At 45.2% G+C, this 24,770-nt stretch carries 23 protein-coding genes; 22 read left to right on the top strand and 1 reads right to left on the bottom strand.

Annotated elements, in window-relative coordinates; genetic code table 11:
* The first annotated feature begins 9 nt into the window (after positions 1-9).
* From PXY01_RS08240 to PXY01_RS08190, 11 genes are all read left to right on the top strand, one after another.
* Positions 10-1,041 (top strand): glycosyltransferase family 2 protein, encoded by a 1,032-nt coding sequence (locus PXY01_RS08240; RefSeq protein WP_127569184.1) that lies wholly within the window; start codon positions 10-12, stop codon positions 1,039-1,041.
* Positions 1,038-1,451 (top strand): GtrA family protein, encoded by a 414-nt coding sequence (locus tag PXY01_RS23270; RefSeq protein ID WP_127569182.1) that lies wholly within the window; start codon positions 1,038-1,040, stop codon positions 1,449-1,451. Before PXY01_RS08240 ends, PXY01_RS23270 begins: the two co-directional genes overlap by 4 nt.
* A 41-nt stretch (positions 1,452-1,492) precedes the next feature.
* Complete coding sequence (locus tag PXY01_RS08230; RefSeq protein WP_127569180.1) at positions 1,493-2,236, top strand: sugar phosphate nucleotidyltransferase; 744 nt, start codon at positions 1,493-1,495, stop codon at positions 2,234-2,236.
* Positions 2,237-2,268: 32 nt separating this feature from the next.
* Complete coding sequence (gene rfbC / locus PXY01_RS08225) at positions 2,269-2,826, top strand: dTDP-4-dehydrorhamnose 3,5-epimerase (protein ID WP_127569178.1); 558 nt, start codon at positions 2,269-2,271, stop codon at positions 2,824-2,826.
* Between the two features lie 8 nt (positions 2,827-2,834).
* A complete protein-coding gene (gene rfbB, locus PXY01_RS08220; protein WP_127569176.1) occupies positions 2,835-3,857 on the top strand; it encodes a dTDP-glucose 4,6-dehydratase in 1,023 nt (340 codons plus the stop codon).
* Positions 3,854-4,717, top strand: coding sequence for a dTDP-4-dehydrorhamnose reductase (gene rfbD, locus PXY01_RS08215; RefSeq protein ID WP_127569174.1), 864 nt, complete (start codon positions 3,854-3,856; stop codon positions 4,715-4,717). Before rfbB ends, rfbD begins: the two co-directional genes overlap by 4 nt.
* Positions 4,718-4,909: 192 nt before the next feature.
* Positions 4,910-5,893, top strand: a complete 984-nt coding sequence (locus PXY01_RS08210) for a glycosyltransferase family 2 protein (RefSeq protein WP_246027838.1) — start codon at positions 4,910-4,912, stop codon at positions 5,891-5,893.
* A gap of 110 nt (positions 5,894-6,003) precedes the next feature.
* Positions 6,004-7,407: an undecaprenyl-phosphate glucose phosphotransferase gene (locus tag PXY01_RS08205; RefSeq protein WP_127569172.1), complete on the top strand. Its 1,404-nt coding sequence runs from the start codon at positions 6,004-6,006 to the stop codon at positions 7,405-7,407.
* The gene (locus PXY01_RS08200) at positions 7,397-8,338 is read left to right on the top strand and encodes a glycosyltransferase family 2 protein (RefSeq protein WP_127569170.1); all 942 of its coding nucleotides are present in this window, start codon (positions 7,397-7,399) and stop codon (positions 8,336-8,338) included. The genes PXY01_RS08205 and PXY01_RS08200 overlap by 11 nt, the downstream gene beginning before the upstream one ends.
* A 228-nt stretch (positions 8,339-8,566) precedes the next feature.
* Complete coding sequence (locus PXY01_RS08195; RefSeq protein WP_164744340.1) at positions 8,567-9,337, top strand: YveK family protein; 771 nt, start codon at positions 8,567-8,569, stop codon at positions 9,335-9,337.
* The gene (locus tag PXY01_RS08190) at positions 9,318-9,965 is read left to right on the top strand and encodes a CpsD/CapB family tyrosine-protein kinase (protein WP_127569166.1); all 648 of its coding nucleotides are present in this window, start codon (positions 9,318-9,320) and stop codon (positions 9,963-9,965) included. The genes PXY01_RS08195 and PXY01_RS08190 overlap by 20 nt, the downstream gene beginning before the upstream one ends.
* Before the next feature lie 77 nt (positions 9,966-10,042).
* Here the strand turns inward: PXY01_RS08190 and rocD are convergent, their stop codons facing one another.
* Positions 10,043-11,245, bottom strand: coding sequence for an ornithine--oxo-acid transaminase (rocD, locus tag PXY01_RS08185; protein ID WP_127569165.1), 1,203 nt, complete (start codon positions 11,243-11,245; stop codon positions 10,043-10,045).
* 146 nt (positions 11,246-11,391) lie between these two features.
* Between rocD and mobA the strand changes: the two genes are divergently transcribed.
* The 11 genes from mobA to PXY01_RS08130 all read left to right on the top strand — a co-directional run bounded on the left by mobA (position 11,392) and on the right by PXY01_RS08130 (position 24,752).
* The gene (mobA, locus tag PXY01_RS08180; protein ID WP_127569163.1) at positions 11,392-12,024 is read left to right on the top strand and encodes a molybdenum cofactor guanylyltransferase; all 633 of its coding nucleotides are present in this window, start codon (positions 11,392-11,394) and stop codon (positions 12,022-12,024) included.
* A 339-nt stretch (positions 12,025-12,363) separates the two neighbouring features.
* Positions 12,364-14,460 (top strand): S-layer homology domain-containing protein, encoded by a 2,097-nt coding sequence (locus tag PXY01_RS08175; RefSeq protein WP_127569161.1) that lies wholly within the window; start codon positions 12,364-12,366, stop codon positions 14,458-14,460.
* Between the two features lie 57 nt (positions 14,461-14,517).
* Complete coding sequence (locus PXY01_RS08170; protein ID WP_246027837.1) at positions 14,518-15,357, top strand: YveK family protein; 840 nt, start codon at positions 14,518-14,520, stop codon at positions 15,355-15,357.
* Complete coding sequence (locus PXY01_RS08165) at positions 15,338-16,024, top strand: CpsD/CapB family tyrosine-protein kinase (protein ID WP_127569159.1); 687 nt, start codon at positions 15,338-15,340, stop codon at positions 16,022-16,024. Before PXY01_RS08170 ends, PXY01_RS08165 begins: the two co-directional genes overlap by 20 nt.
* A gap of 143 nt (positions 16,025-16,167) precedes the next feature.
* On the top strand, positions 16,168-17,064 hold the full coding sequence (gene galU, locus PXY01_RS08160) for a UTP--glucose-1-phosphate uridylyltransferase GalU (RefSeq protein WP_127569157.1): 897 nt from the start codon (positions 16,168-16,170) through the stop codon (positions 17,062-17,064).
* A 321-nt stretch (positions 17,065-17,385) separates the two neighbouring features.
* Positions 17,386-18,018, top strand: a complete 633-nt coding sequence (locus tag PXY01_RS08155) for a sugar transferase (RefSeq protein ID WP_246027853.1) — start codon at positions 17,386-17,388, stop codon at positions 18,016-18,018.
* Between the two features lie 89 nt (positions 18,019-18,107).
* A complete protein-coding gene (locus PXY01_RS08150) occupies positions 18,108-19,730 on the top strand; it encodes an asparagine synthase-related protein (protein WP_164744339.1) in 1,623 nt (540 codons plus the stop codon).
* Positions 19,731-19,790: 60 nt separating this feature from the next.
* Complete coding sequence (locus PXY01_RS08145; protein WP_246027836.1) at positions 19,791-21,062, top strand: lipopolysaccharide biosynthesis protein; 1,272 nt, start codon at positions 19,791-19,793, stop codon at positions 21,060-21,062.
* A gap of 37 nt (positions 21,063-21,099) precedes the next feature.
* Complete coding sequence (locus PXY01_RS08140) at positions 21,100-22,236, top strand: glycosyltransferase (RefSeq protein WP_127569151.1); 1,137 nt, start codon at positions 21,100-21,102, stop codon at positions 22,234-22,236.
* A gap of 87 nt (positions 22,237-22,323) precedes the next feature.
* Complete coding sequence (locus PXY01_RS08135; protein WP_164744338.1) at positions 22,324-23,694, top strand: hypothetical protein; 1,371 nt, start codon at positions 22,324-22,326, stop codon at positions 23,692-23,694.
* Positions 23,691-24,752 carry a glycosyltransferase family 4 protein gene (locus PXY01_RS08130; RefSeq protein ID WP_127569147.1) on the top strand — a complete coding sequence of 354 codons (1,062 nt, stop codon included), beginning with the start codon at positions 23,691-23,693 and terminating at the stop codon, positions 24,750-24,752. The genes PXY01_RS08135 and PXY01_RS08130 overlap by 4 nt, the downstream gene beginning before the upstream one ends.
* Positions 24,753-24,770 lie beyond the last annotated feature (18 nt).

Genomic DNA, 24,770 nt, shown 5'->3' with positions numbered 1-24,770 from the left:
ACAAGGCAGATGAGATTGGACAAAGAAAGGTCAACTCCTGTATTGACAGTAGTCGTACCTTGTTACAACGAAGAGGAGGTCTTACAGGAGACAAACTTGAGGCTGTCTTCGGTATTGGATGAATTAATTGCCCAAAAGTGGATTTCCGCTGAGAGCTCCATTTTCTATGTAGATGATGGATCCAAGGATAGAACATGGGAGATCATCTGCGAACTTAATCGTAATAATAAGTATGTCTCCGGATTGAAGCTAGCACGAAACGCCGGGCATCAGAATGCGTTATTCGCTGGACTTACTCAAGCACGTGAGTATTCAGATTGTATCATTTCGGTCGATGCCGATTTACAAGACGACCTTGCGGCCATTCCGCAGATGATCGAGAAGTACCGTGAAGGGTATGAGGTTGTCTATGGTGTCAGACGGAAACGGGAAACCGATACGCTGTTCAAACGGGTTACGGCCGAGGGGTTCTACAAGGTGATGAACAAAATGGGTGCAAACATCGTCTACAACCATGCGGATTTTCGTTTACTTGGTAATCGAGCGTTGAGTGCGTTAATGGAATTTAAAGAAGTCAATTTATTTATTCGTGGCGTCGTTCCGATGGTTGGATTCAAATCGACTAATGTTTATTACGACCGGGCAGACCGGTTCGCGGGGCAGAGTAAGTATCCTTTGAAAAAAATGCTTGCTTTTGCTTTTGATGGGATTACGTCCTTAAGTGTGACGCCGATTCGAATGGTAACATTAACAGGCGTCGTGTTCGCAGCTCTGTCGATGTTGGCGGCTTTATACGCTGTAATTGTGAAACTGAACGGCAATTCGATTTCCGGCTGGGCGTCGATCATGGTTTCATTGTGGTTTATCGGTGGTGTTCAGCTTATGTGCCTGGGTATGATTGGGGAATATATCGGCAAGATATACAAAGAAACGAAACATCGGCCTAAATATATTCTCGAAGAAGAGTTGCCGGCGCAGTGCCGTTCTGATCGGATGCTTTCAGGAGCCTATTATACTGAAGTGGCTGCATCACAGTTATGATTAAGAAACTGCTGTCGCATGATTTTGTTCGATTTATTATGGTAGGCGTTATGAATACGCTAGTGGGCTTAGGTTCGATTTATTTGTTTATCAACTTATTTCATATGGGTTACTGGCTCTCGACATTCGCGGGGAATACTGTCGGATCGATTAATTCGTTCTACTGGAACAAGTCATTTACATTTAAAGCGAACGGTTCAGCTAACCAAGGGATGCAGATGCTCAGATTTTTACTCGTGACTTTAGTATGCTACGGTTTGTCATACTTTATAGGGTACTTGGCGACGGATGTATTTATCTCTTCATCCCAGAGTAATAGCGTATTGTACAATATCGCGGCTTTAGTAGGAACATTTATTTACACGATAAGCAATTATTTTGGTCATAAGTATTTTACATTTCGTCAATGAAATGAACAGAGTCCACAGACTGATCTTAGGAGCGATATAATATGAAAGGTATTATTCTAGCTGGCGGTACGGGCTCGCGCCTGTTTCCGCTTACGAAAGTAACGAACAAGCATTTGCTTCCGGTCGGCAAATATCCGATGATTTATCATGCAGTGGCGAAACTGAAGGAAGCCGGTATTACGGATATTCTAGTTGTAACAGGCAAAGAGCATATGGGTGACGTAGTCGGTTTGCTTGGTAGCGGTAGCGATATGAATGTTGAATTTACTTATAAAGTTCAGGATGAGGCTGGCGGGATCGCGCAAGCGCTCGGTCTGGCTGAGCAGTTCGTCGGTGATGATCAAATGGTCGTAATTCTCGGTGACAACGTATTCTCCGACTCTATTGCTCCATATGTGGACAATTTCCGTAAGCAGGAACGCGGTGCGAAAATTTTGATTCAAGAGGTGCACGATCCGCAGCGTTATGGTGTGCCGGAATTGTCGGGCGATCGTATCGTCTCAATCGAAGAGAAGCCGAAAGAGCCGAAGAGCTCCTATGCGGTTACAGGAATTTATATGTATGATTCCCGTGTATTCGATATTGTGAAGACACTTGTGCCATCAGGTCGCGGCGAACTGGAAATTACTGATGTTAACAACGCCTATATCGCTGCCGGCGAGCTAACATATGATAAACTACAGGGCTGGTGGACGGACGCTGGCACACATGCCTCTCTTAAAAAAGCAAATGAATTAGCAAAGGATTTGCTGTTCGGAGAAGAATTCGGCAAGCTTAAGCTGTAGCAACTTTAGAAAGACTGAGGTGGCATCTAATCATGAAAGTGACGGAAACTAGGCTTCCCGGAGTTAAATTGATCGAACCCGCGGTGTTCGGAGATCATCGGGGCTTCTTTACGGAAAGCTACAATGAGCAGCGATTGGCTGAATTCGGGATTACGCATCGTTTCGTTCAGGACAATCATTCACTGTCCGTTGAAGCGGGTGTGCTGCGCGGGCTGCATTATCAATTGAATCCGAAAGCGCAGACGAAGCTGGTGCGGGTTACGGCAGGCGCCATCTATGATGTCGTTGTCGACATTCGCCGGGGTTCTCCGACCTTTGGTCAGTGGCAGGGCTTTATTCTGTCTGCCGAGAATAAGCGTCAGCTGCTTGTACCGCAGGGATTTGCTCATGGATTTTGCACGCTTGTCGCGAATTGTGAAGTGCAGTACAAGGTGGATGAGTATTATTCTCCTGAGAATGATCGGGGGATTGCCTGGAACGATCCGGCATTGGCGATCGATTGGCCGACGAATAGTCCGATTCTATCGGATAAGGACGGCAAGCATCCCGTATTAGCGGATGCAGAAATCAATTTCGATTTTAAAGGGTGAATAACGGGATGAAGCTATTAGTAACCGGCGGTGCTGGATTTATCGGAAGCAACTTCGTAATCTATATGCTGGGCAAATACTCAGATGTTCAAATCATTAACGTCGATGCGCTGACGTATGCAGGTAATCTGGAAAATTTGAAAGCAGTTGAAGGTCATGCTAACTATCGGTTTGTTAAGGCGGATATTGCCGACCGGGCAGCGCTTGAGCCATTGTTCGCCGAAGGCATTGATGTGGTAGCTAATTTCGCGGCCGAGTCCCACGTTGACCGCAGCATCCTGCAGCCGGATATTTTCGTTCGGACGAATGTTCTTGGCACGCAGACGCTGCTTGATCTCGCGAAACAGTACAAGGTTAGCAAGTTTGTACAAGTGTCGACTGATGAGGTGTATGGAACGCTGGGGGCGGAAGGGTTGTTTACAGAGGAAACGCCCCTTGCGCCAAACAGTCCTTATTCAGCGAGCAAAGCTGGTGCTGACCTGTTAGTACGGGCGTATCATGAGACGTTCGGACTGCCGGTTAACATTACTCGCTGCTCGAACAACTACGGTCCGTATCAGTTCCCTGAGAAACTAATTCCTCTTATGATTCAGAACGCACTTAATGATAAGCCGCTTCCTGTATATGGTGATGGATTAAATGTTCGTGATTGGCTGTACGTTGAAGATCACTGCAGTGCGATTGATTTGGTTATTCGCGGGGGCCGCAATGGTGAAGTATATAATGTAGGCGGTCGCAATGAAAGAACGAATATTCAGGTTGTAAAGACCATACTAGCTGAACTCGGCAAGCCAGAGTCGCTTATTACTTATGTAGAAGATAGACTTGGACATGACCGTCGTTATGCAATCGATGCAGATAAAATTCGGAATGAGCTTGGTTGGACACCGAAGCATGATTATGAAAGCGGTATTCGCGAAACGATTCGCTGGTACTTGAATAACGAGTCGTGGATGAAGGGTGTTATTAGCGGCGGATATCGAGATTACTATGCGAAGCAATATGGTGATCGTCTTGGTGGTCAGGCATGACAACAGGCGGTAAGCTTCGCATTCTCGTAACGGGTGCCAACGGCCAGCTTGGCCGTGAGCTTACACTATGGGACGGGCCTGACGCTGAACGATTCGAAATTCACGGCTTTGGCCGTGATGAATTAGACATTACCGATCTCGTACAATGCAGGACGGTCATGCAACAATTGCGTCCAGATGCCGTAATCCACTGTGCAGCTTATACGGCGGTTGATCAGGCTGAGTCGGATGTTGACGGCGCATTCCGGGTGAATGCAGCGGGCACGCGTAATGTGGCGATAGCTGCTCGCGAGGCTGGTGCCAAGCTAGCCTATGTCAGTACGGATTATGTGTTTGATGGTACGTCGACAATCCCATATAACGAGTATGATCTGCCGTGCCCACGCACGGTATACGGCAAGTCGAAGTTAGCTGGAGAACAGCTCGTAAGCTCTCTCCATGATCGGTATTTTATAGTCAGAACCTCATGGGTATACGGACCTTACGGGGCTAACTTTGTAAAGACGATGCTGAAGATCGGTGCTGAACGCGGAGCAGTAAAAGTGGTGCATGATCAACTCGGATCGCCAACGTATACCTGGGACCTCGCAGCATTGCTCTTGGAGCTTGTTCGTACGGAGGCTTATGGCATCTATCACGCTTCGAACAGCGGGACATGCTCTTGGTACGAATTCGCGGTTGCTATCTTTGAAGAGCAAGGGATGAAGGTAGAGACGACCCCTTGCACGACAGATGAATTCCCACGCCCAGCCCCGCGACCGGCTTTCTCTGTAATGGACCATTGTTCCATCAGGGTGAACGGATTGACGCCGATGCGAGGATGGCGGGAAGCGTTAGTTGAATATTTGCGACGTAAGTAACAGATTCACAAGCGCATGAGCGACGGGGGGGTGCCTCTGCTGCGAATGCGCTTGTTGACGTTCAGGATAGTGGTGAAATGACCTTAGTTACCATGTCTTTGAAAAAAGTTAAGGTTTTATAGATTGAGAATCAAACGTTGTGCAGGCTATGATATAGAAAGAGGCTAGTGCCTGAAGGATGGTGATGACGGCGTGCAACAGCCGTACAAGCATTTAATAAACGGCGATGCGGTACCCGCGTCACCGACATTATCGGTATGTATCGTAACGTATAATAGTGTGAGTGACATCGGAGAATGCCTGGATTGTGTGCTTGCGCAAGCTTATCCGATCAAACAGATCGTAGTGGTAGACAACGCCTCGGTGGATGGTACTCTGGATGTATTAAGACCGTATGAAGAGCATATCGATCTTGTTGTATCCAAGGTGAATACCGGGTTTGCCGGCGGTCAGAATATAGCGATCGCAAGAACCGATTCAGATTATGTCCTCGTGTTGAATCCGGATGTACGGCTTCATCCGAATTATGTGGGGGTACTTCTGGCTGCTATGTCGAACAGACCGAAGATCGGGAGCGCATGCGGTCTTCTGGTTCGTGCAGATGATATTGGCGTAGTAGACAGCACAGGACTTGCAATTAGTCGAACGAGGCAAGTTACAGACCGGGGAGCGGGGGAAGCTGCGAGCAATTGGCAGACTGCTGGCGAAGTGTTCGGTGTATCGGGGGCTGCGGCCATTTATTCGAGGGCTATGATCGAGGATATATCAGTAGAAGGCCAGTTTTTTGACGCAGCTTATTTTGCTTACAAAGAAGATGTCGATGTCGCATGGAGAGCTCGGCTTCTTGGATGGAAGGCGATCTATCTTCCTGATGCGCAAGCAGTTCATGCTCGAGGCTGGAAACAAGGCGGTCGTAGGTCAATCTCGTCATTCGTAAGACAACATTCCTATCAAAATCAATGGTTTACGCTTATTAAGAACGAGCGGCTTAATATATCGAGCATTATCGATTGGCCATTGATAATGGTTAAAGAGCTGCTTAAATTAGGGTATATCATTCTTAGAGAGCCAGATTTGTTAGTCTGCTGGCCTCGTATTGTCCGTTCTCTGCCATCTATGCTGCGCAAACGACAAAATATACAGCGTCGAGTAAGAGAAAATAATAGTCTTATATAAATTAGTCGAACGCTAGCGGTATGCCGGATTTTGTCATTGGTTTTTTTCTATCACATTTGATAGAATTACATTGAAAATACTAGAAACAATGGAATGGAGTCGGATGTACATTGATTCGACAAAATCAGCGTTTTTTGACGCAAGTTTATATGTTGGCTGACCTAGTATGCGTATTATTTGCCTTTCTACTCGCCTACTGGCTCAAGTTTACTAGCGGATTGATGATTCACTATTATACGCTGCCTTTTAAAAACTATTTAATTTGGGGAACGATTTTTGCTTTTGCAACGGTCATTATCGGGTTCTATGTTGGTCATTATACCCCACGTAGGCGTAAACGCATTTCTTACGATGTATTAAAAGTCGTGCAGGCTCACGGGCTAAGTGGACTTCTCGTGCTTAGCTTGCTGTACATTGCTAAGGAGGAGCATATTTCTCGGGAGTTCCTGGTGCTGTTCTTCGGAATCTCCGTTACGATGGCTACAGGCTACCGTCTGATCGTCAAGAAAGTGCTCATATGGGCGCGTCAACATGGCTATAACAAGCATTATGTGCTTATTCTGGGGGCAGGCACTGTCGGACGAAGGTTCCACGATCGTCTTGTTAACCGCACGGAGCTCGGATACGAGGTATTCGGTTTCTTGGATGATCAGCCCCAGCCGTGTGAAGCGCACGCCGGTCTTAAGATCTTGGGGCCTCTGGACAGCCTGGAGCAAACGCTGGCTGACAATCCTGACATTGATGAAGTTATCGTTGCCCTGCCGCTTGAGGCTCATGAGAAATATGCAAGTCTTATTCAGACATGTGACAAAATGGGGGTAAGAACGCTCATTATCCCTGATTATTTTGATCTGCTGCCAGCGCGTCCATTCTTCGATAATTTCGCTGGAATGCCGCTCATTAACGTTCGCGATATTCCGCTGGATGAATTCAGTAACCGACTATTGAAACGGACCTTCGATATTCTGTTCGCGTCCGTTGCGATTGTGATCTTGTCCCCTATTATGCTAGCTATTGCGATTGGTATAAAGCTGACCTCGCCTGGTCCCGTTATCTTCAAGCAGGAGCGGATCGGATACGGCCGGAAGCCATTCTATATGTATAAATTCCGTTCTATGCGAATTTCGGCATCCAATGTATCGGATACGCAGTGGACAGTGGAGAATGATCCGCGTCGCACCGCATTTGGGGCATTCCTTCGGAGAACGAGCTTAGATGAGCTGCCGCAATTTTTTAATGTTCTGATGGGGCAGATGAGCGTCGTTGGTCCAAGACCGGAGCGGCCGTTCTTCGTCGAGCAGTTCAAAGAAAAAGTTCCGAAATATATGGTGAAGCATCATGTTCGTCCTGGTATTACCGGCTGGGCACAGACAAATGGATTACGTGGTGACACCTCGATTGAGGAGCGAATTGTACACGACCTGTTCTATTTGGAGAATTGGACTTTCTTGTTTGATATTCGAATCATCTTCAAGACGATTGTGAAAGGATTTGTGAACAAAAATGCCTACTAATCAGCAGGCGCGTCTGTCCGTCATTATTCCGACTTGGAATGCAGGCCCGTCCTTTAAGGAGCTGTTGAAGAGCTTACGCGGACAGACGGTCACGCCCGCTGAGATTATTGTTATAGATTCGTCATCTACGGATGGAACAGCTGATGTCGCCCGAGCTGAAGGAGCGGCGGTACTGTCGATTCCACAGACCGAGTTTGATCACGGCGGCGCGCGCAATCAGGCGGCAGCTGTAGCAACCGGCGACATTCTTATCTTTATGACACAGGATGCACTGCCGGCAGATAGTCTGCTTCTTGAATCATTAGTGAGGCCTCTGGCGGCTCAAGAGGTAGCTTATGCCTATGCCAGACAGCTTCCTGGTGAAGATGCGAATCTGTTAGAGCGTACGGCGCGGGAGCTGAACTATCCTTCGGAGTCCATGCTCAAGTCAGAGCACGACATTGCACGGATGGGGATTAAAGCATTTTTCTGCTCTAATGTGTGTTCAGCGATTCGCCGGGAGACGTTCGAGAGGATGGGCGGTTTTGATTCACCGGTCATGTTCAATGAAGATTTATTGTTATCGGCTAGATGCATGCTGCAAGGTGGTCTGATTGCATATGTGGCGGAAGCGAAGGTCATACATTCTCACAATTTTACGCTCAAGCAGCTTTATAGACGTTTCTATGATAACGGAGTTTCAATAGGGCAGCATCCATGGATTGCGATGAGAGCTAAGGCGGAGAAAGCGGGATCAAGCATCGTACGAGCACAGATCGCAGCTGTATTCAAGCATCGGAGATTTGGGTTGATGGTTCGGCTTATTGCTGAGAATGCTTGCAAGTATGCCGGATATAAGCTTGGGCTGCGGGCGGGACTTAAAACGGGAGCATTAGAAGGAGTCCGCAAGCTTGATGTTTCGGTTGCTCATAAGGAAGGGAAGGTCGGATAATACGGCTATCAATATTGTGAAGCTGCGCTCTGTAGGTAGAGCTGCAGCTTTTTTTGTTATTAGCTTCTGTTGCGAATGAGTGAAGATTGACGGTGTAAAATTATGAATGGTAGAATGGATATTATTCCCTCAATAAAGAAGTTTACAACAATTTTGTTTAAATTAAATGTGTAAAGCAATTCTGAAACGGTTTAGGTATAAATTTCCGAACTGAAGAGAGGAATGTCTGTGTCCGAAGAGCTTGATCTGCGCGACTATGCGGTCATGCTGCGCCGTAGATGGCGGCTTATCGTTATGATTGTGATGGTGTGCTGCTGCGCTGTATTCGGGTTCGAGCGATATTTGCACACTCCCATCTATGAAGCGACTGCGAAGCTAATTATGGCGAATGCGAATAGTGGTGATAGCGGCGAACCGCTTCACTTAACGATCGAAGCTAACCTTAAGATGCTCCAAACTTACAAGGATCTTATCACGACACCGCCAATATTGAAGAAAGCGGCAGCCGAGCATCCTGAACTTGGAATTTCCGCTGTAGAAATGGCGGGTAGGCTTAACGTAAGTGTAAGCTCGACCTCTCAAGTGCTGACGCTTTCAGCCAGGGATGCCAATTATGAATCTGCGGCTATTCTTGTCAATGCTGTAGCAGAAAGTCTGGCCGCGGAGACAGCTGCTCTATACGGGAATGATAATCTGAAAGTATTGTATGAGGCTGAGGTGAAGCCTGATACTCCGCCTAGCCCGGTTAACATTAATCTTAAGAAAATGCTTCTGATAGGATTTATCATTTCTCTTATGTTTGCCGCCGGAGTATGCTTATTATTAGAATATTTGGACAAGCGGATTTGGACCGAACGAGATGTTAGACGATCGTTTGGCTTAGATACGTTGGTGGAGCTTCCTATGTTTGTGGATGACGGTAAGGAAGGGCATCGCCGATCAACCAGACTGACACTCGGTAGAGCAGGAGAGAACAATCATGTCCCGGTCGAGAAATAAGCTTATGATGCTGAGCGGAGGAAACCGCGAAATAATGGAGCGTTACCGGTCGTTGCGGACACAGTTGGAGCTCAGCACTGATTCTAAGGGAAGAATTGTTGCGGTGACTTCGCCGCGGGAAGGCGGGGGTACGGCCGAGACAACGTCTAATTTAGCTGTTGCTTTTGCACAAGCTGGCAGACGGACACTGCTAATAGACGGCGATATGCTTAACCCATTCGTTCATATTTTATTCGGTTTGCCGAATGTGCGGGGTCTGAGCAATATTGTGGACAAAGTTAGTGAGCCGCAAGAGGTTGTTCATTCAGATGTTATTCCTAATTTGAGCGTGATAACAGCTGGAATGTATACCGTCTATTCGGAAGAACGACTTGGAGCATTCTCGTTCCATTCATTATTTGATCAGTGGAGGCATGAATTCGATATGGTGCTGCTTAGTGTCCCCCCGCTTCTGACATCGTCTAATACGCAGCATCTTGTCAAGGGAATTGACGGAGCGTTGCTTATCGTAAGGAGCGGTAAGGTGGATGAGAGTGATGCTTCCCGAGTCAAGCGGTTGCTGTCCTTGTTGGAGGTTAAGCCGCTCGGTGTAGCTTTAATCCATCAACGGCGAAAGAAATGGAAATAGCAAGAGCATATAGGTCGATTAGAGCCGTCCTTGACGCAATGCTGCTGCAAGGACGGCTTTTTTTGTGCAGAATGGGACTACGTAAGAGCGAGCTGTAGACGTCCAATCGCCCAGTCGAGCTCTTCGTCTGTAATCGTTAGTGGCGGTGCGAGCCGAATCGTAAGCTCGTGTGTCTCCTTGCATAATAGACCGAGATTCATAAGCCGTTCACATATTGGACGTGCAGGGACATTAAGCTCAATTCCGATGAATAATCCCCTCCCTCTAACCTCGCGAATCATGGGATTCGATATTTGTTTGATCGCGTCTAGCAAGCGAGCTCCGAGTATCGCAGACCGCTTTGGATGCTGTTCCTCCTCAGCGACGGTAATAGCCTCGACAGCGACGGCGCAAGCAAGAGCGTTGCCGCCAAAGGTAGAGCCGTGCGAGCCAGGGTCGAATAAATCAAGGATCGCGCGGTCGGCGGCAATGGCGGAAATCGGTACGATACCGCCACCTAACGCTTTGCCAAGCACATAGATATCAGGAATGACATGATCAAAATCACAAGCAAACCGGCTGCCTGTGCGGCCGAATCCGGTCTGAATTTCATCTGCAATGAAGAGAGAGTGATTCTTCTTGCATAATGCATAAGCAGCAGATAAATATCCGTCCGGCGGAACGATTATTCCAGCTTCCCCCTGAATGGGCTCGACAAGAAAGGCGACTGTATTCGGGGTGAAGGCTTGTTCGAGTGCTGTGATATCTCCGTAGGGGACAATCTTAAAGCCGGGAGTGAACGGACCGAAGTCGCGGCGATAAGCAGGCTCAGAAGAGAAGGAGATCGTTGTAATCGTTCTACCATGAAAGCTGTTGGAGCATACGATCATTTCCGCACTGTTCTCTGCGATTCCTTTAGTATGGCGGCCCCAGCGGCGTGCCGCTTTGATCGCAGTCTCAACGGCTTCAGCCCCACTGTTCATCGGAAGGATTGCATCTTTCCCCGTATACTTAGTGAGTGTAGAGCACAGTTGAATATAGGGCTCATTATAGAAGGCACGGGACGTGAGGGTTACCCGCCTTGCTTGGTCAAGTAAGGCGCGAATGATGCGAGGATGACGGTGTCCGGCATTGAGAGCGGAGTAAGCGCTAAGCATGTCCATATATCGGTTTCCTTCTGCATCCGTAACCCATACGCCGCTTGCTTCCGTGATTACGATAGGCAGCGGGTTGTAGTTGTGTGCTTCGTACGGCTGGACGGAAGTGATCAAGTGATGATTAGCTCCTGGCGATCGATTCATGCTTGAATCCTCTCCTTTGCTAAATACGAAACGCTGCATTGGTTTTCTAATCGATAGAGTTTATGCTTAATGAAACGGTAGTTATGTGCGGACAATAGGGGCCATATATCAGGTTAAGTCTAGATCGTTATTGAGGTGGGATAGGAATGAAGGATGAAAAGACGAATCAGCAGGCCGTAAATCAGATCGTATCAGAGTCGATCATTCTGGCAGGAGGCAACAGCACTCGGATGGGAAGAGATAAGGCGCTGCTTCCATATGGAGGTGAGATACTTCTCGCTTATTTGGTGCGCAAACTGCAAGACTGGGGGATGCGAGTCACGATAGCAGCTGGTACAGAAGAGAGGGCGGCACAATACAGGGCAGTGCTTCAAATGTCTGAATGTGCGAACGGGGTTCATTTTGTTACGGACAAATATGTCAATTGTGGACCGATGGCAGGGCTTCATTCGGCTTTATGCTCAATTCCGTCTGGCTTTGCGTTTGTCATTGCTTGTGATATGCCGTTCATCTCACATTCATTATTCGTTAAGCAGATTCAAAGAATGAAGAACGATTCGGATATTGTGTGTATACCGAATCAACCATTCCATGCGCTTTATCATTCACGAGTGATAGATCGGATGGCTGCTCAATTAGAGGCTCGTCAGCTTCGAATGATGGGTTTACTTCATGAACTGAACGTTACGAATGTTGAGCCAGCGAATGAAGAAGAGGGTCTGGCCGCTTTCAACATGAATGAGATGAGGGCATATCAAAAAATATCAGAAAATATGTAACATATTATTACCAGCAACATTTTGATACAAAATGTATTATAATACTGATTAAACCTAAAAAATAGCATTAAAAAGTATAGATTAGCAGTTGATTTTACAAGGAAAATTAAGATACGATTCGTATCTGTAATGATATTTAAATTGACCAACTCCTTTTTTAGATGGTAGAATGGCGCTAGTTATCATGCATTTTTTAGGTCAAAGTTGTGGAGTATAACGTGATAAATGAGGATTTTTTGCTATATAATGGATATTTAAAAAATTCCCTTTGTCCGTAAGACCATACACTGAGACAAGACATTATATTATATAGTTACATACAATTATGAGGTGATAGTCGTGAGTGTTAAAGGGAGATTGTTTAAGTATTCATTAGCGGCAGCGATCGTTACGACAGGCTTTGCCGGCATTCCTTTCAGCGAGAAGGGACTAGTTAAACATTTGGCTGCTCAGTCGGCATATGCGGCGGATGCGGCATACAGCCAGCAAGCCATTGATCGTTATTCGAAAGTCTATAATGCCTTGGATACTCAAGGTAAAGCGAAAGTTGAGTCAGCAAGACAAGCTATTGTTGGTCTGGATCATAATCAGCGTGTTGTGATCGCGGGTCCAATTGCGAATAAATTTAATGTCTCTGACGCCGATCGCGGCGTGCTGGCGGATCTCGTTGTGTCGCTGTTGTCGGTTCCGGCTGTATTGGATGTTAATGCTCTTGAAGACATCCGCACGAACACGACCTACCGTTCTGCACTGAAATCGGCAGCAGCTAGTGCAGGTGTAACGGACACTTCCGCTGTAACGGTTGAGGCTGTGGCGAAGGCGGCTGTTGCAGCCGAGGCTTCGGTTGCTGAACAGTTGAAATCGAAAACTTTGATCGAGCTGGTTTCCCTTGCGAAGAATGTATCGGAGCGTAATGCGTTAATTAGTCATGCTGTGAACAATGCCTTGTCTACTTCTGATGTTGCTGAGCTGCGGCAATTGTTTCAAGGGGCTGGCGTGACAGGGGAAGACTTCGTACAAGCTGTAAGTCAGTTAAGAACGGCAATTGGCGGCAGCGTGTTTGATGAAGCGTCTAACGCTATAGCTCTTGCTTATCTGTCAACACTTGGTACAGATGAGCAAAAAGATACTAACAACAATGTAGTGGTGGTCCCGGTTCAAACGGTTGACAAGCAGATTGATGCTCTGATTACGAAGCTGGCGAATGCATCAGATGCTGAGAAGCAGCAGATTGTTCAACAAGCGTTGGATTTGTTTACACAACTGCTCAAAAGCTCGAATAGCGTAAGCGTTCAACCGACAGTTGTGGATGGAATAGCGGTTGTAGATGCTAGCAAGGAGCTTGCAGCGAAGCTGGACCTTGTTGTTGCGGCAGCAGCTAAACTGCAAACGTTATTGAAAACAGCTCAATCCGATGCGGCAATTCCAACCGATAGCTTGACGATTAACCTTAGTGAAATTGCTGTTGACACGGTTAACTTGAAGCTGTCTGAAGAAGTAATGAAGAAGCTCAACTCTTCGCCGTATATTCAGTTGAACTTGGCGCTTAACGGAGTCACGATCGGTTTTCCGAACAGCAGTGAGTTTGGTAAATCAATCGATCTTAATGTTAGAGTAAGCGAATATACAGGCAATCAAAAAGCGGTATCCTCTGTATATAGCTTTGATTTGCGATTAGGCGGACAAGCTGCGACTCACTTCTCGAATCCAGTTGCGCTTCAGTTTCCGATAAATGATACCTTCGGCGTTGATACGGAGAAGCTTACCTTGGCCAAAGTCCATGATGATGGGAAGATAGATTACCACGGCGGTGTACTGAAAGACGGGAATTTCAGGGAAAAGCGTACCTCTTTCTCCTCGTATGTCGTTGTGGAGAATAATGTAACTTTCTCGGATATTGGTTCTGTGAAGGCGTGGGCGGGTCGTCAGATTGAAGTACTGGCAGCGAAAGGTGCAATTTCGGGCCGTGCGGCGGATAAGTTTGTACCGAAAGACAATGTGACGCGCGCTGAATTTGCAAAAATGCTCATTCACGCATTGGACCTCGATAGCTACGGATTGACGACCAGCTTCAAGGATATCAAATCTTCAGATTGGTTTGCGCCTTATGTGGCTGCTGCTGCGAACAAAGGAATTATTACGGGCCGTTCTGCAGATACATTCGCTCCGAATGCAACGATTACCCGTGCTGAGATGGCAACGATGATCGCACGAGCGCTGCGCCTGACGTCTGGAGAAGCAGAAGTGAAGGATGTTGATGGAGAACTGAGCAAGTTCAAGGATGCAAGTGCAATTCATGCATCGTTGAAGGAAGGTGTTGCATTGGCAGCGAGCAAAGGCATCATCATTGGCAATGCCGGTAAGTTTAACCCGAACAACAATGCCACCCGTGCGGAAGCAGCTGTAATATTGTATCGTGCGCTGCAAATGAACTAATTGCAAGACTAGCTGAATCAGCCCCCTCTCGATAAGAAAAGGGAGGGGGCTTCTCTTGTGAATGCGGCTTGCATGATTGTGGGGGAGAATGAAGTGAAGGAACTGGAAATCAAGGACTATCTCCGAATCATTCGAAAGCGTGTATGGTGGATCATTTCCTTGGTCGTACTTGTTACGCTCTTAGTTGCTATTGGAAGTATCTACGTGCTAAAGCCTGTATACGAAGCATCAACGAAAATTATTGTAACGAAGACAACATCTGATATCGACATACAACAGCTCAATACAGATACCGTCAACACGAATATTAAGCTGATCGACACATACAAAGAAATTATAAAAACGCCAGCAATTATGGACAAGGTTGCAGCGAAGTACCCGGAGCTTGGATTAACCTCTGAGCAGCTAATTGGTAAAGTAAGCGTCAGCTCAGTCAACAATACGCAGGTTATGACGGTTGCGGTAGAAGATACGTCTTACCAGAACGCTGCCCGTATCGTGAATGCGGTATCGAAAGTATTTCAGAATGAGATTCCTGCTTTGATGAGCGTCAAGAACGTTTCCATTCTAAACTTTGCTAAGGAAGATAAAGCGAACCCGGAGCCTGTATCACCTAATGTTGTTCTGAATAGTGTCATCGCGTTCATGTTGTCACTTCTGGTCGGAATCGCTATATCATTCTTGTTGGAATACTTGGATGACACGGTAAAGACGGAGGAGGATGTACAAAGCCTGCTTGGTCTTCCGATATTAGCTACGATTTATCGGGCAGGTACTGAGGAAATCAATAAGGAGAAAAATATGAGCGTCTCGGCAAGGCCGGTCACTCAGAATAGGACTATGCAGACATCACAGCTAAAAGCGGGGGAAGTAGAACATGTCACAAACGAAAAATAGACGTCATCTCATTACATTATCGAACCCGCGATCGCCTATTTCTGAAGCTTATCGTACGCTGCGAACTAATATTGACTTCTCTTCTATTGATGAAACTATGCAAGCCATCGTTGTTACATCATCTGGTCCTGGCGAGGGGAAGTCGACGACGATCTCCAACCTTGCTATTGCCTTTGCTCAGACAGAGCGTCGCATTGTGCTCATTGATGCGGATATGCGGAAGCCGACTATGCATCATACGTTCCGAGCCTCGAACCGCGTAGGCTTATCCTCAATGCTGACTAGGCAGAACCAGCTGCAAGAGGTCATTCAAGAGACGGATGTTCCTAATCTGTATATTATCACAGCAGGGCCGATTCCGCCCAATCCAGCAGAGATGCTTTCTTCGAAACGGATGACGGAATTGTTAGACTTACTCAGAACGCAGTTCGATGTTATCTTGATCGATACTCCGCCACTTCTTGCTGTGACGGATGCCCAGCTCGTTGCATCCAAAAGCGACGGCGTCATTCTGGTTATGGAATACGGATCAGTGAAAAAAGAAGCAGCAATAAAAGCAAAGGCCAATCTAGATACCGTTAATGCTAAAATTCTGGGTGTCGTGATGAACAATGTAAAGCGCAGAAAAGGCGATAGCACTTATTACTATTATTACGGTCATGAATAGTTGTAGATATAAATTAAAGCTTTAGGAAATAAAGGAATGACTGATTGAAAATATCGTAGTATTATTGTACTATCTGACAGTTTTGTTATAGCTCACATTTTGTCGCAATATTAGCAATGAGGTATTCTGAGAGAGGTGTCTTCATGCAAAAGATTCGTAAAGCGCTGATCCCTGCGGCGGGATTAGGCACAAGGTTTTTGCCGGCGACTAAAGCAATGCCGAAGGAAATGCTGCCGATACTGAGCAAACCAACGATTCAATATATCGTTGAGGAGGCCGTAGCGGCTGGTATTGAAGATATTATTATTGTAACTGGCAAGCATAAGCGTGCGATCGAGGATCATTTTGACAGCGCATTTGAATTAGAAGAAAATTTGCGGGTCAAAGGAAAGCTGAAGCTGCTTGAGAAGGTTCGCAGGCCTTCCAAGATGGCTGATATTCATTTTATTCGTCAGCAAGAGCCGCTTGGACTCGGCCATGCCATTTGGGTCGCGAGAAAGTTCTTTAACGATGAGCCTTTCGCGGTGCTTCTAGGTGACGATATCGTCAAGTCGGAGGTACCTTGTATTGGACAGTTGATTCAGACCTATCATAATGTTGAAAGTCCGGTTATTGCTGTACAACGCGTCGCTGAACATGAGACCGACCGCTATGGAATCGTGAAGCCGGCGAGCATGAATGGTCCGCTTTACAAGGTAGAGCAGCTTGTTGAGAAGCCTCCGATTGGCCAAGCTCCGTCTAATCTTGCTATCATGGGCCGATATATTTTGACCCCGGATATTTTTGAACTGCTTGGCAAGCAGGAACGAGGCGTGGGCGGCGAAATTCAATTGACAGATGCGATACAATCGTTGAACGAGATGCAGCAAGTGTATGCTTATGAGTACGAAGGGAAGCGTTATGACGTAGGGGATCTGTCGGGGTTCATCGATACAACGTTGGAATTTGCGCTACAGGATAGTAAGCTGCGGGAGCATACACTGGAGACGATCCAGCAGCTGCTGCAGAAGTATGGGGCGGTACCAACTCAAGAGAGGTAATGCGCTGCTTTTTTTTTTTGTGAAAGATGACATACAGGTGATGCCTACTGCACCTTTATCACCGTAGGCACTCGGACGCGCCGTGGGTTATATGAACCTTAGACGTATATCGTCAGTGGTGAGTTGTGAGGTGGGGTTGGATGCCCTGTACTGACAGTTTGAAATACGAGCTATACTTTTCTACTCGCTAGGAAGGTGTAGCTCGTGTTTTTAACCTACATATATTCGTGAAACCAATCGATAATAGGAGGTTTTAATTAGTTCATGCTATCGACGGATCGGAATGATGACGTCATCGCGGACGAAGAGGTCAGTATAGCTATGGGGGGCTATGTGAGTCACAACATGGGAGCATATGAAGTAGTAAAAAGAGGAATAGATATCATAGGAGCTTTGATAGGTTTATTCATTTTGTCCCCTTTATTCGTTCTAGTGGCCATCTTGATTAAACTGGAAAATCCTCGGGGCTCCGTATTTTTTTATCAGACTAGGATAGGCAAAGACGAGAAACCGTTTCGTATGTACAAATTTCGCTCTATGGTCACCGATGCGGAGAAACAGCTAGAGAGTCTGTTGGTGCACAACGAGATTAAAGGTGCTATGTTCAAAATGAAACGAGATCCGCGCGTTACTCGGGTCGGGAGATTTATTCGGAAAACAAGTATCGATGAGCTGCCACAGCTTGTGAATGTTATTAAGGGTGATATGAGTCTGGTCGGCCCGCGGCCTCCTTTGGTTCGGGAAGTTGAGGCCTATAATGCTTATCATAAGCAGCGATTAAGTGTAACGCCTGGCTGCACAGGGTTGTGGCAGGTGTGCGGACGGAATGAGCTTAGCTTTGAGCAAATGGTCGAATTAGATTTAATGTATATTAGCAGACGCAGTTTGTGGTTAGATTTTCGAATTATATTAAAGACAATTCGAGTGATGATTATACCCAATTCTTCATACTAAAATATGCATGCGAAAGACGGTTCGGTGTAATTTGATGAAGGATAATCGATTATGAATAAGTAAGTGGTTCGAACCGGGAGGTAATGATTGTGATTTTACGAGCGAATGATAGAGAACGACAGCTTACTTCCTTAGAGCGCTGCATCATCAATGAGAATTATACAATTTACTGGAAGGGACTTGTGTTCATTCCAGGATTTTCTTCAGGCTATTTATCATTAGTGGAATTCGGGCGCGCTTTATCCAATGACGGACTTACGAAGGCTATCGATTCTCTGAAAGGGAACTTTATGATGGTTGTGTTACACCACCCCTCGGACTCAATAAGCGTTTTTATCGATAACAGCGGCATCTTTGATGTCTATTATGACGAGGGTGCGATTTCTGATTCATTCTTAGCGATAGTTAAGGAACGCGGTTTTAGTCATAAAGATTTGAATCCAGAATCAGTAATCGAGTTTTTGAATTTCGGCATGATTTATGAAGATCGCACCTTATTTGCGTCGATTCGCAGGATTCAGGGCGATCAAATCGTACGTTTCGATAAAGATGGTAGGATTCTGATAGAATCAAAGGGGTTCTCCACCGGAATGGACAAGCCAACGAATGTGACAAGTATACCTGATTATATTGAATCGTTCGCTCAATCCATTCAGAACCGTAAAGTAAGTGTTGATTTGACGGGCGGGATTGATTCTAGGCTGCTGGTCACCCTGCTTCATCATTGCGGAGCGAAGTTTGAAGCATCCGTCGTTGGGAAACCAGATGATGAGGATGTTATCCTTGCGAAGAAGGTTGCGGATGAATTAGACATTCCATTGTATGTGTGTGATATCGATGAAGATATCGATCAGTACATCCCTGAATTGTTCCAGCTATGTGATGGTATGTTCGATATCTTTGCCTATTATTCAGCCTACCAGCATTCCAGACAAAGAATCGCGCGAGGGGCTGACTTAATTTTAACTGGCGGAGGAGCCGAGCTGCTTAGTGATCGGTTCTGGATGCAGGACTTTCCTTTCTACACAAGAAAGAGTACGAATTTATCGAGGTTGATGGGCTTGAAGGTGCTGCCTATCCCTTGTAACGATGATTATTTCGGCAACGAATATCGAATTGCGAATCAAGCATTTGAAGGTAATTTGTATGAGCGGTTAACGGCTTATGTTGCGGATATGAATACGAAAAGTAACGACCAGATCTATTACCACTTTAAGGAGCAAACAAGAGCAGGAAGGTTTAATTCAATTGGAACCCAATTGACGGACAACTATACGCCATTCTTAGAGCTAGTACTCACCCGGTATGGATATAGTCTCCCTAGGTGGGAACGTTTCTATAATCATACGCATAGAAAACTTATAACATCCGCTAATGAACGAGTAGCAAAAATTCCAACGACTGATGGTGGAACGACGGTCTCATCCAAGCGGGCAGATCAGTTGCTCGATCTGTACAAATATTTCTCCTATATATCAATAAAATTATTTAAGAAAGTCGCTCAGAAGCTGACGAAGAAATCTTATTACCAACGCGGCTCGAAGATTAAAGGATTCCCTGTCCACTTGCTCCAAGGAGAGAGGAGTCAAGAGTGGGAAAGCTTATTGAAGGACGCAGGTATACTGAATGAACAGATATCGCTACAGCAAATTCACTCTGAGAAAGTAGGACATTTCATTTCTTTGGCATTATTGCTTAAGGAACTTAAATAGACGGTCAATGACTGCGGTACATGCCGAATATGAGGGAAACTACAGAATGAAGGCGGCTATATGGGGAACATCCGAATTAGCAAATATTTAAACAGTAAGCTGTTTAAAAATCTGACGATTGTATTTTCCGAAAGTATCCTAACAAAAGCGTTAAATTTCTTTATCATTCTTCTGCTAACGCAGCAGTTAGGGCCATCGGATTATGGGAAATATTCGTTTGTTTTTGTAGCGATTGCTTTCTGCAGCGCTTTTTTTGATTTTGGGATGGAAAACACAGCGGTCCGATTTTCTGCGAAAAATAAAGAACATACGTATGCAATATTCGGATTGTATTTTATATCGAAGGTTATTATCATCTCGATTGTTACGCTTCTTCTGATCTTTCTTGGAAATCAAATATTCCTTAAGTTAGGTCAAGGAGAGATATCGGCTTACATCCCTTATTTAATTGTAGGGTTTCTAGGGGAGTCGTTGTTATTCGTTAATGACACCTATCTGCAGGCGATACAGCGTTTCAAGCTAAGGGCGTGGATTAATGTTTCGAGATATGTCGTCTCGATTCTATTCCTGTTGATGCTGTGGTTGAACGATGTATTGTTGTTGAAGTATGTACTGCTGATCTATTATTTGCCCATTCTATATTCTTTATTATTCTCTTTGCGATATATAGGCTTTATAAGAGAATTTGTTCGGAATAAGCCAACGAAGAGCTTGATACGTGAGATGATCCATTACGAGAAATGGATGCTCACTATATCCGTTCCGAATAATCTGCTCGACCGAATCGATTTCTTTATGATTTCACTATGGGTAACGTATGAACAGATCGGCGTATACAACGCTGCGTATCAGTTGTCGGCGATTGTTGCGTTTATTCCGGTTGTGTTCGCGAAGGTGATGCTGCCTAAAATGTCTGAGCTCACCGCACAGAACGTCGTAAGCTTCACGAAGAAAATCATGAGACCGACGCTTATAATTTCAGGGGCTATGCTTTGTCTAATCCCTGTCCTTCCGTTGATCGTTCCATTGTTACTAGGGGACAAATATATACAAGCGGAAAGCATCCTTCAAGTGATGCTAATAAAAGCTGTATTATCTTTCGCGCTCGTGCCGATTGAACAAGCAACGTATTCGCTCGGGAAGCCTATGTTTATTACGTTAGGAAAGTATGTTCAAATTGGTACGATTGTTGTACTCATTGTTGCATTGGTTCCTCAATTCGGAGTGATATGGGCGGCGGTTAGTGTTGCAGCGGCACGGTTCATCTACGGAACTATTTTATACCTCCTGTACTCTAATTACGGCAAAGGGTTTGCGCCAAGCAAAACCTAGTGTTTTAAATTTGATGACGTTGAAAGAGGAATTAAAAGTGATTACTGATAAGGTGCCTGTTAACACGCTTCATATTATTTCGTCCTTCCAAGTTGGCGGAGCGGAGAAGCTTCTTCTCGACTTAGTAAGAGAAGGCTCGGCCTCGTCGAGAGTGAGCTTTGTGGTAGTCGTCATGAACGATTTGGTTGATGAAGGGATGAAGCAGCAGCTTCTGGCGACAGGATGCGAGGTTTATTTTCTGAATAGACCGCCATCACATCGACATCCTAAATATCTGACGAAACTGCTGAAGATTGTCAGTAAACATAGAATTGATGTCATTCATTCACATACCTATGGCAGCAAGCTCTGGGCTGTATTATGCAAGCTGATTAAACCTAGATTGAAGCTGGTCTTCACCATTCATGACACCAATATTGCCCGAAGATTTAATTTCATTCATCGATTTATCCATAGAAGAATCATTGACCAGAATGTCGCCATATCGAATGCTGTATTGCAGGAATGTATGGACAGTCAGATCATGAATTCAACGAGGATTTACAATGGCATTCATGTTCATACATTCAGCAGGTTCAAGAAACAAAGTCCAGTACCGGATACGACAGCTGCTATTAAAATTGTCAATGTAGCACGAATTACGCATCAGAAGAAAGGTCAGGACATCCTTATCGAGGCGATTAAGCTGTGCAAGGACAAGGGCCTGAAGGTATCTTGCGGGTTGATTGGCGGATTCTATGAGTATGATAAGGAATCGGCACACTATTTACGTCAGCTTATTGATCAATATAACCTGCAAGAGGAAGTTGTTTTTTACGGGAGCCGTAATGATGTGCACAAGCTACTGCCGGAGTTCGATATTTTCGTCCTGCCGTCAAGATATGAAGGATTGGGCCTCGTCGTATTGGAAGCTATGGCAGCTGGAATTCCTGTTATATCCGCGAATATTGATGGGCCAGCAGAACTCATTCAACATGGCGAGAACGGGCTTCTGTTCAAGAGTGGGGATGCTGTGGACTTAGCCAATCAAATTATGAGTCTAGCGAGCAGTCGGCATGAGGCTGAGAGGATGACGGAGAACGCCTATTCGTATGTGCGCCAATTCGATATTTCCGTCATGCTGAAGCAATATTCCGATTTATATATGAGATTGGTATCGAAAACGGGGACTTAACGAACTAATGGAGTGCGTAAGAGTGGAGAGGAAAATATGCTGCACTACACCAATAATATTAAATCGCAAGGAGGAGCGGATAATAGTATGAGAATGTCACCTGGGCTCGTCACCTTATTATTGATATTATCCTTCCTAATCGGCGGCATGTTTATGTTTGAATACTATGGTTATATCATGTATGCCATTATTGGGGTCGTATTGTACATATTTATTAAATGTGTCGGGCGTCATATTGTGTTGCTGTTCATGATTCCTCTTCTTATTGTGTCTTTAGCGTTAGTAGGACCTTTCTTTGTTCTTGATTTTTATAATCTGGATAACTTAAATCCTCTAAATATACATCCTTTCATCTTTTCTTGGCTGATAGCCTTCGGTTTAAAGTTCGGAGAAGACTTCTTAAATGGGAAAGTCGTATTGGACAAAATCGTTGTATTCTCCTTGATCGTCTTCGTTGCTTTCTTCGGGGTAACGATATATTTGAAGGGAGTAAGCGGTATTTCTTTGTTCATTCATAATTATTTAGGGCCTATCACCTTATTCTTGTTTTTTTACTTTGAGAAGAATACGATTCTTCCCAAAGTGAACCGGGTTGTCGCAGTGACGATCGGCTTCTCTGTACTTATTGGATTGTTCGGGATACTGGAATACATCATGCAAGCGAATTTTCTTGAAGATGTGTATAAGCAGGCGAACGTGGCTTGGTACGATGCCACGTCTGTTGAAGGGTATAGAATTAAGACGATTATAGGACATCCGCTGCTTAATGCGTTATATTTTTTGTTCGCTATGATTCTAGTGCAGCTTAGAGTGCGCGGCTTGAAGCTGAAGTATGGACTTATGCTCTTGTTTATGGTCGATATTCTATTAACCGGTTCCAGAAGCATTTTCATATTCTCTTTTTTAATAATTATGTACAACGCTGATACATTCAGAGGCGGCTGGATTAAGATCAAACAGAACATGATCCGATTCGCGCTGATTGGTGCTGTGTTCTTAGTCACATTTCTGACCTCTCTTGGAAGCACCTTCTTGAATCGAATTAGTGAAGCTTCGAGCTCGACTGAGGCAAGACTGATATTGTGGGACTATTTTATTCATCGCATGTTTTCTTTGCAAATGATGGGGTTAGGTGGAGCAACGGAGAATGTGGTGATTTTGGCTGATAATAACAACCCCATTATTTTGGAGAATCCGTGGATTATTTTGTTTATCGACGTGGGGTATTTTATCGTTCCATATATTATGCTGCTATGGTTTATGCTTAAAAATACAACAAATAAGTATTTGTTATTGGTATTTATATTAGCGATCTCCGGATTTAATTCATTTGGTGTGAAGAGTAATGTCAATTACTACTTATTTATTTTATTTGCCTATGGTTACATCTTGATGCAGCATAAACGAGCTCAAGATGATACTGCCAAACAGCAGAGTCATACAGAGGTGCTGGGATGAAAGTTATGCAGGTTGCTAATTCCAAAAAGGTAAAAGGCGGTATAACGTCTGTTGTGAACTCCATTGAGGAAGGGTTATCCGATCGTGTTGCAATAGCAAGACATCCCTCTTATATATCAGGAGTTCCGGCGCCATTGAAAATCGCTTACTCATTGCTTGCTATGTTTAAGTTCATTTGTCTTGTGCATCCGTACCGCATCATTCATCTTCATTCCGCAGCGAACGGAAGCTTTTACCGAAAGACGATCTATACCTATATGAGTAAGTTGTTCAGGAAGAAGGTTATCTTCCATATCCATGGGTCATCATTCGAAGCATTCCATGATAAGAGTAGTTTTAATGCATGGTTGATTAACAAGACGCTGAATCGGGCTGACGAAATTATTGTATTGTCCAATCAGATGAAGCAGCTTGTACTCGCTTATTGCAGCAATACTCAGATATCGATTCTTCCGAACCCAATTACGATTCCATCTCAAGCTGTAATGAAGCAGCCGAAGGACAATACGGATAAGATTCAGCTTCTATTTATGGGCGAGATCGGGCAGAGAAAAGGGATTTACGATTTAGTGGATGCGATACGACTGCTGCCGAAGGAAATTTCGAGCAAGCTGGTTCTCAATATATGCGGTAATAATGAATTGGACAAGCTGCGCTCATATATTCAGGAGCGAGATGTAGGACATGCTTGTATCGTTCATGGGTGGATCGATGGCGAGAAGAAGCGAACGCTGCTTGCGAATTCGGATATCTATGTACTGCCCTCTTATCATGAGGGGCTTCCGGTGTCAATATTGGAGGCGATGGCGAACGAGCTGCCTATTATTAGCACGACCGTGGGCGGTATTCCGGAAATCGTTCTGAATGACGTGAATGGGTACATCATGCCTCCAGGATCAATCGAGCACTTAGCTGAATCGATAGAAAAGCTTGTGAATAATGAGGATTTGCGCGTTTCCTTCGGAAGGAAAAGTAAAAGTATGGTCAAGAACCACGATATTAGGATCGTTGCGAAGCAGCTGCACGATATTTATAAACGGATTAATGCCTCATCATAAACTGTATCGTCAATACGA

It is taken from the genome of Paenibacillus xylaniclasticus, from assembly GCF_004001065.1.
In the GTDB taxonomy this organism is placed as follows: Bacteria; Bacillota; Bacilli; order Paenibacillales; family Paenibacillaceae; genus Paenibacillus_T; species Paenibacillus_T xylaniclasticus.
This window is presented reverse-complemented; position numbering and strand designations above follow the sequence as displayed.

Excerpts from the sequence above, each read along its gene's own strand:
- galU (WP_127569157.1), top strand. The coding sequence starts at position 16,168 with ATGCAAAAGATTCGTAAAGCGCTGATCCCTGCGGCGGGATTAGGCACA.
- PXY01_RS08165 (WP_127569159.1), top strand. The coding sequence starts at position 15,338 with ATGTCACAAACGAAAAATAGACGTCATCTCATTACATTATCGAACCCG.
- PXY01_RS08200 (WP_127569170.1), top strand. The coding sequence starts at position 7,397 with ATGCCTACTAATCAGCAGGCGCGTCTGTCCGTCATTATTCCGACTTGG.
- rfbC (WP_127569178.1), top strand. The coding sequence starts at position 2,269 with ATGAAAGTGACGGAAACTAGGCTTCCCGGAGTTAAATTGATCGAACCC.
- mobA (WP_127569163.1), top strand. The coding sequence starts at position 11,392 with ATGAAGGATGAAAAGACGAATCAGCAGGCCGTAAATCAGATCGTATCA.
- PXY01_RS08145 (WP_246027836.1), top strand. The coding sequence starts at position 19,791 with ATGGGGAACATCCGAATTAGCAAATATTTAAACAGTAAGCTGTTTAAA.
- PXY01_RS08135 (WP_164744338.1), top strand. The coding sequence starts at position 22,324 with ATGAGAATGTCACCTGGGCTCGTCACCTTATTATTGATATTATCCTTC.
- PXY01_RS08230 (WP_127569180.1), top strand. The coding sequence starts at position 1,493 with ATGAAAGGTATTATTCTAGCTGGCGGTACGGGCTCGCGCCTGTTTCCG.
- PXY01_RS08130 (WP_127569147.1), top strand. The coding sequence starts at position 23,691 with ATGAAAGTTATGCAGGTTGCTAATTCCAAAAAGGTAAAAGGCGGTATA.
- PXY01_RS08190 (WP_127569166.1), top strand. The coding sequence starts at position 9,318 with ATGTCCCGGTCGAGAAATAAGCTTATGATGCTGAGCGGAGGAAACCGC.
- rfbB (WP_127569176.1), top strand. The coding sequence starts at position 2,835 with ATGAAGCTATTAGTAACCGGCGGTGCTGGATTTATCGGAAGCAACTTC.
- PXY01_RS08155 (WP_246027853.1), top strand. The coding sequence starts at position 17,386 with ATGGGGGGCTATGTGAGTCACAACATGGGAGCATATGAAGTAGTAAAA.
- PXY01_RS08240 (WP_127569184.1), top strand. The coding sequence starts at position 10 with ATGAGATTGGACAAAGAAAGGTCAACTCCTGTATTGACAGTAGTCGTA.
- PXY01_RS23270 (WP_127569182.1), top strand. The coding sequence starts at position 1,038 with ATGATTAAGAAACTGCTGTCGCATGATTTTGTTCGATTTATTATGGTA.
- rfbD (WP_127569174.1), top strand. The coding sequence starts at position 3,854 with ATGACAACAGGCGGTAAGCTTCGCATTCTCGTAACGGGTGCCAACGGC.
- rocD (WP_127569165.1), bottom strand. The coding sequence starts at position 11,245 with ATGAATCGATCGCCAGGAGCTAATCATCACTTGATCACTTCCGTCCAG.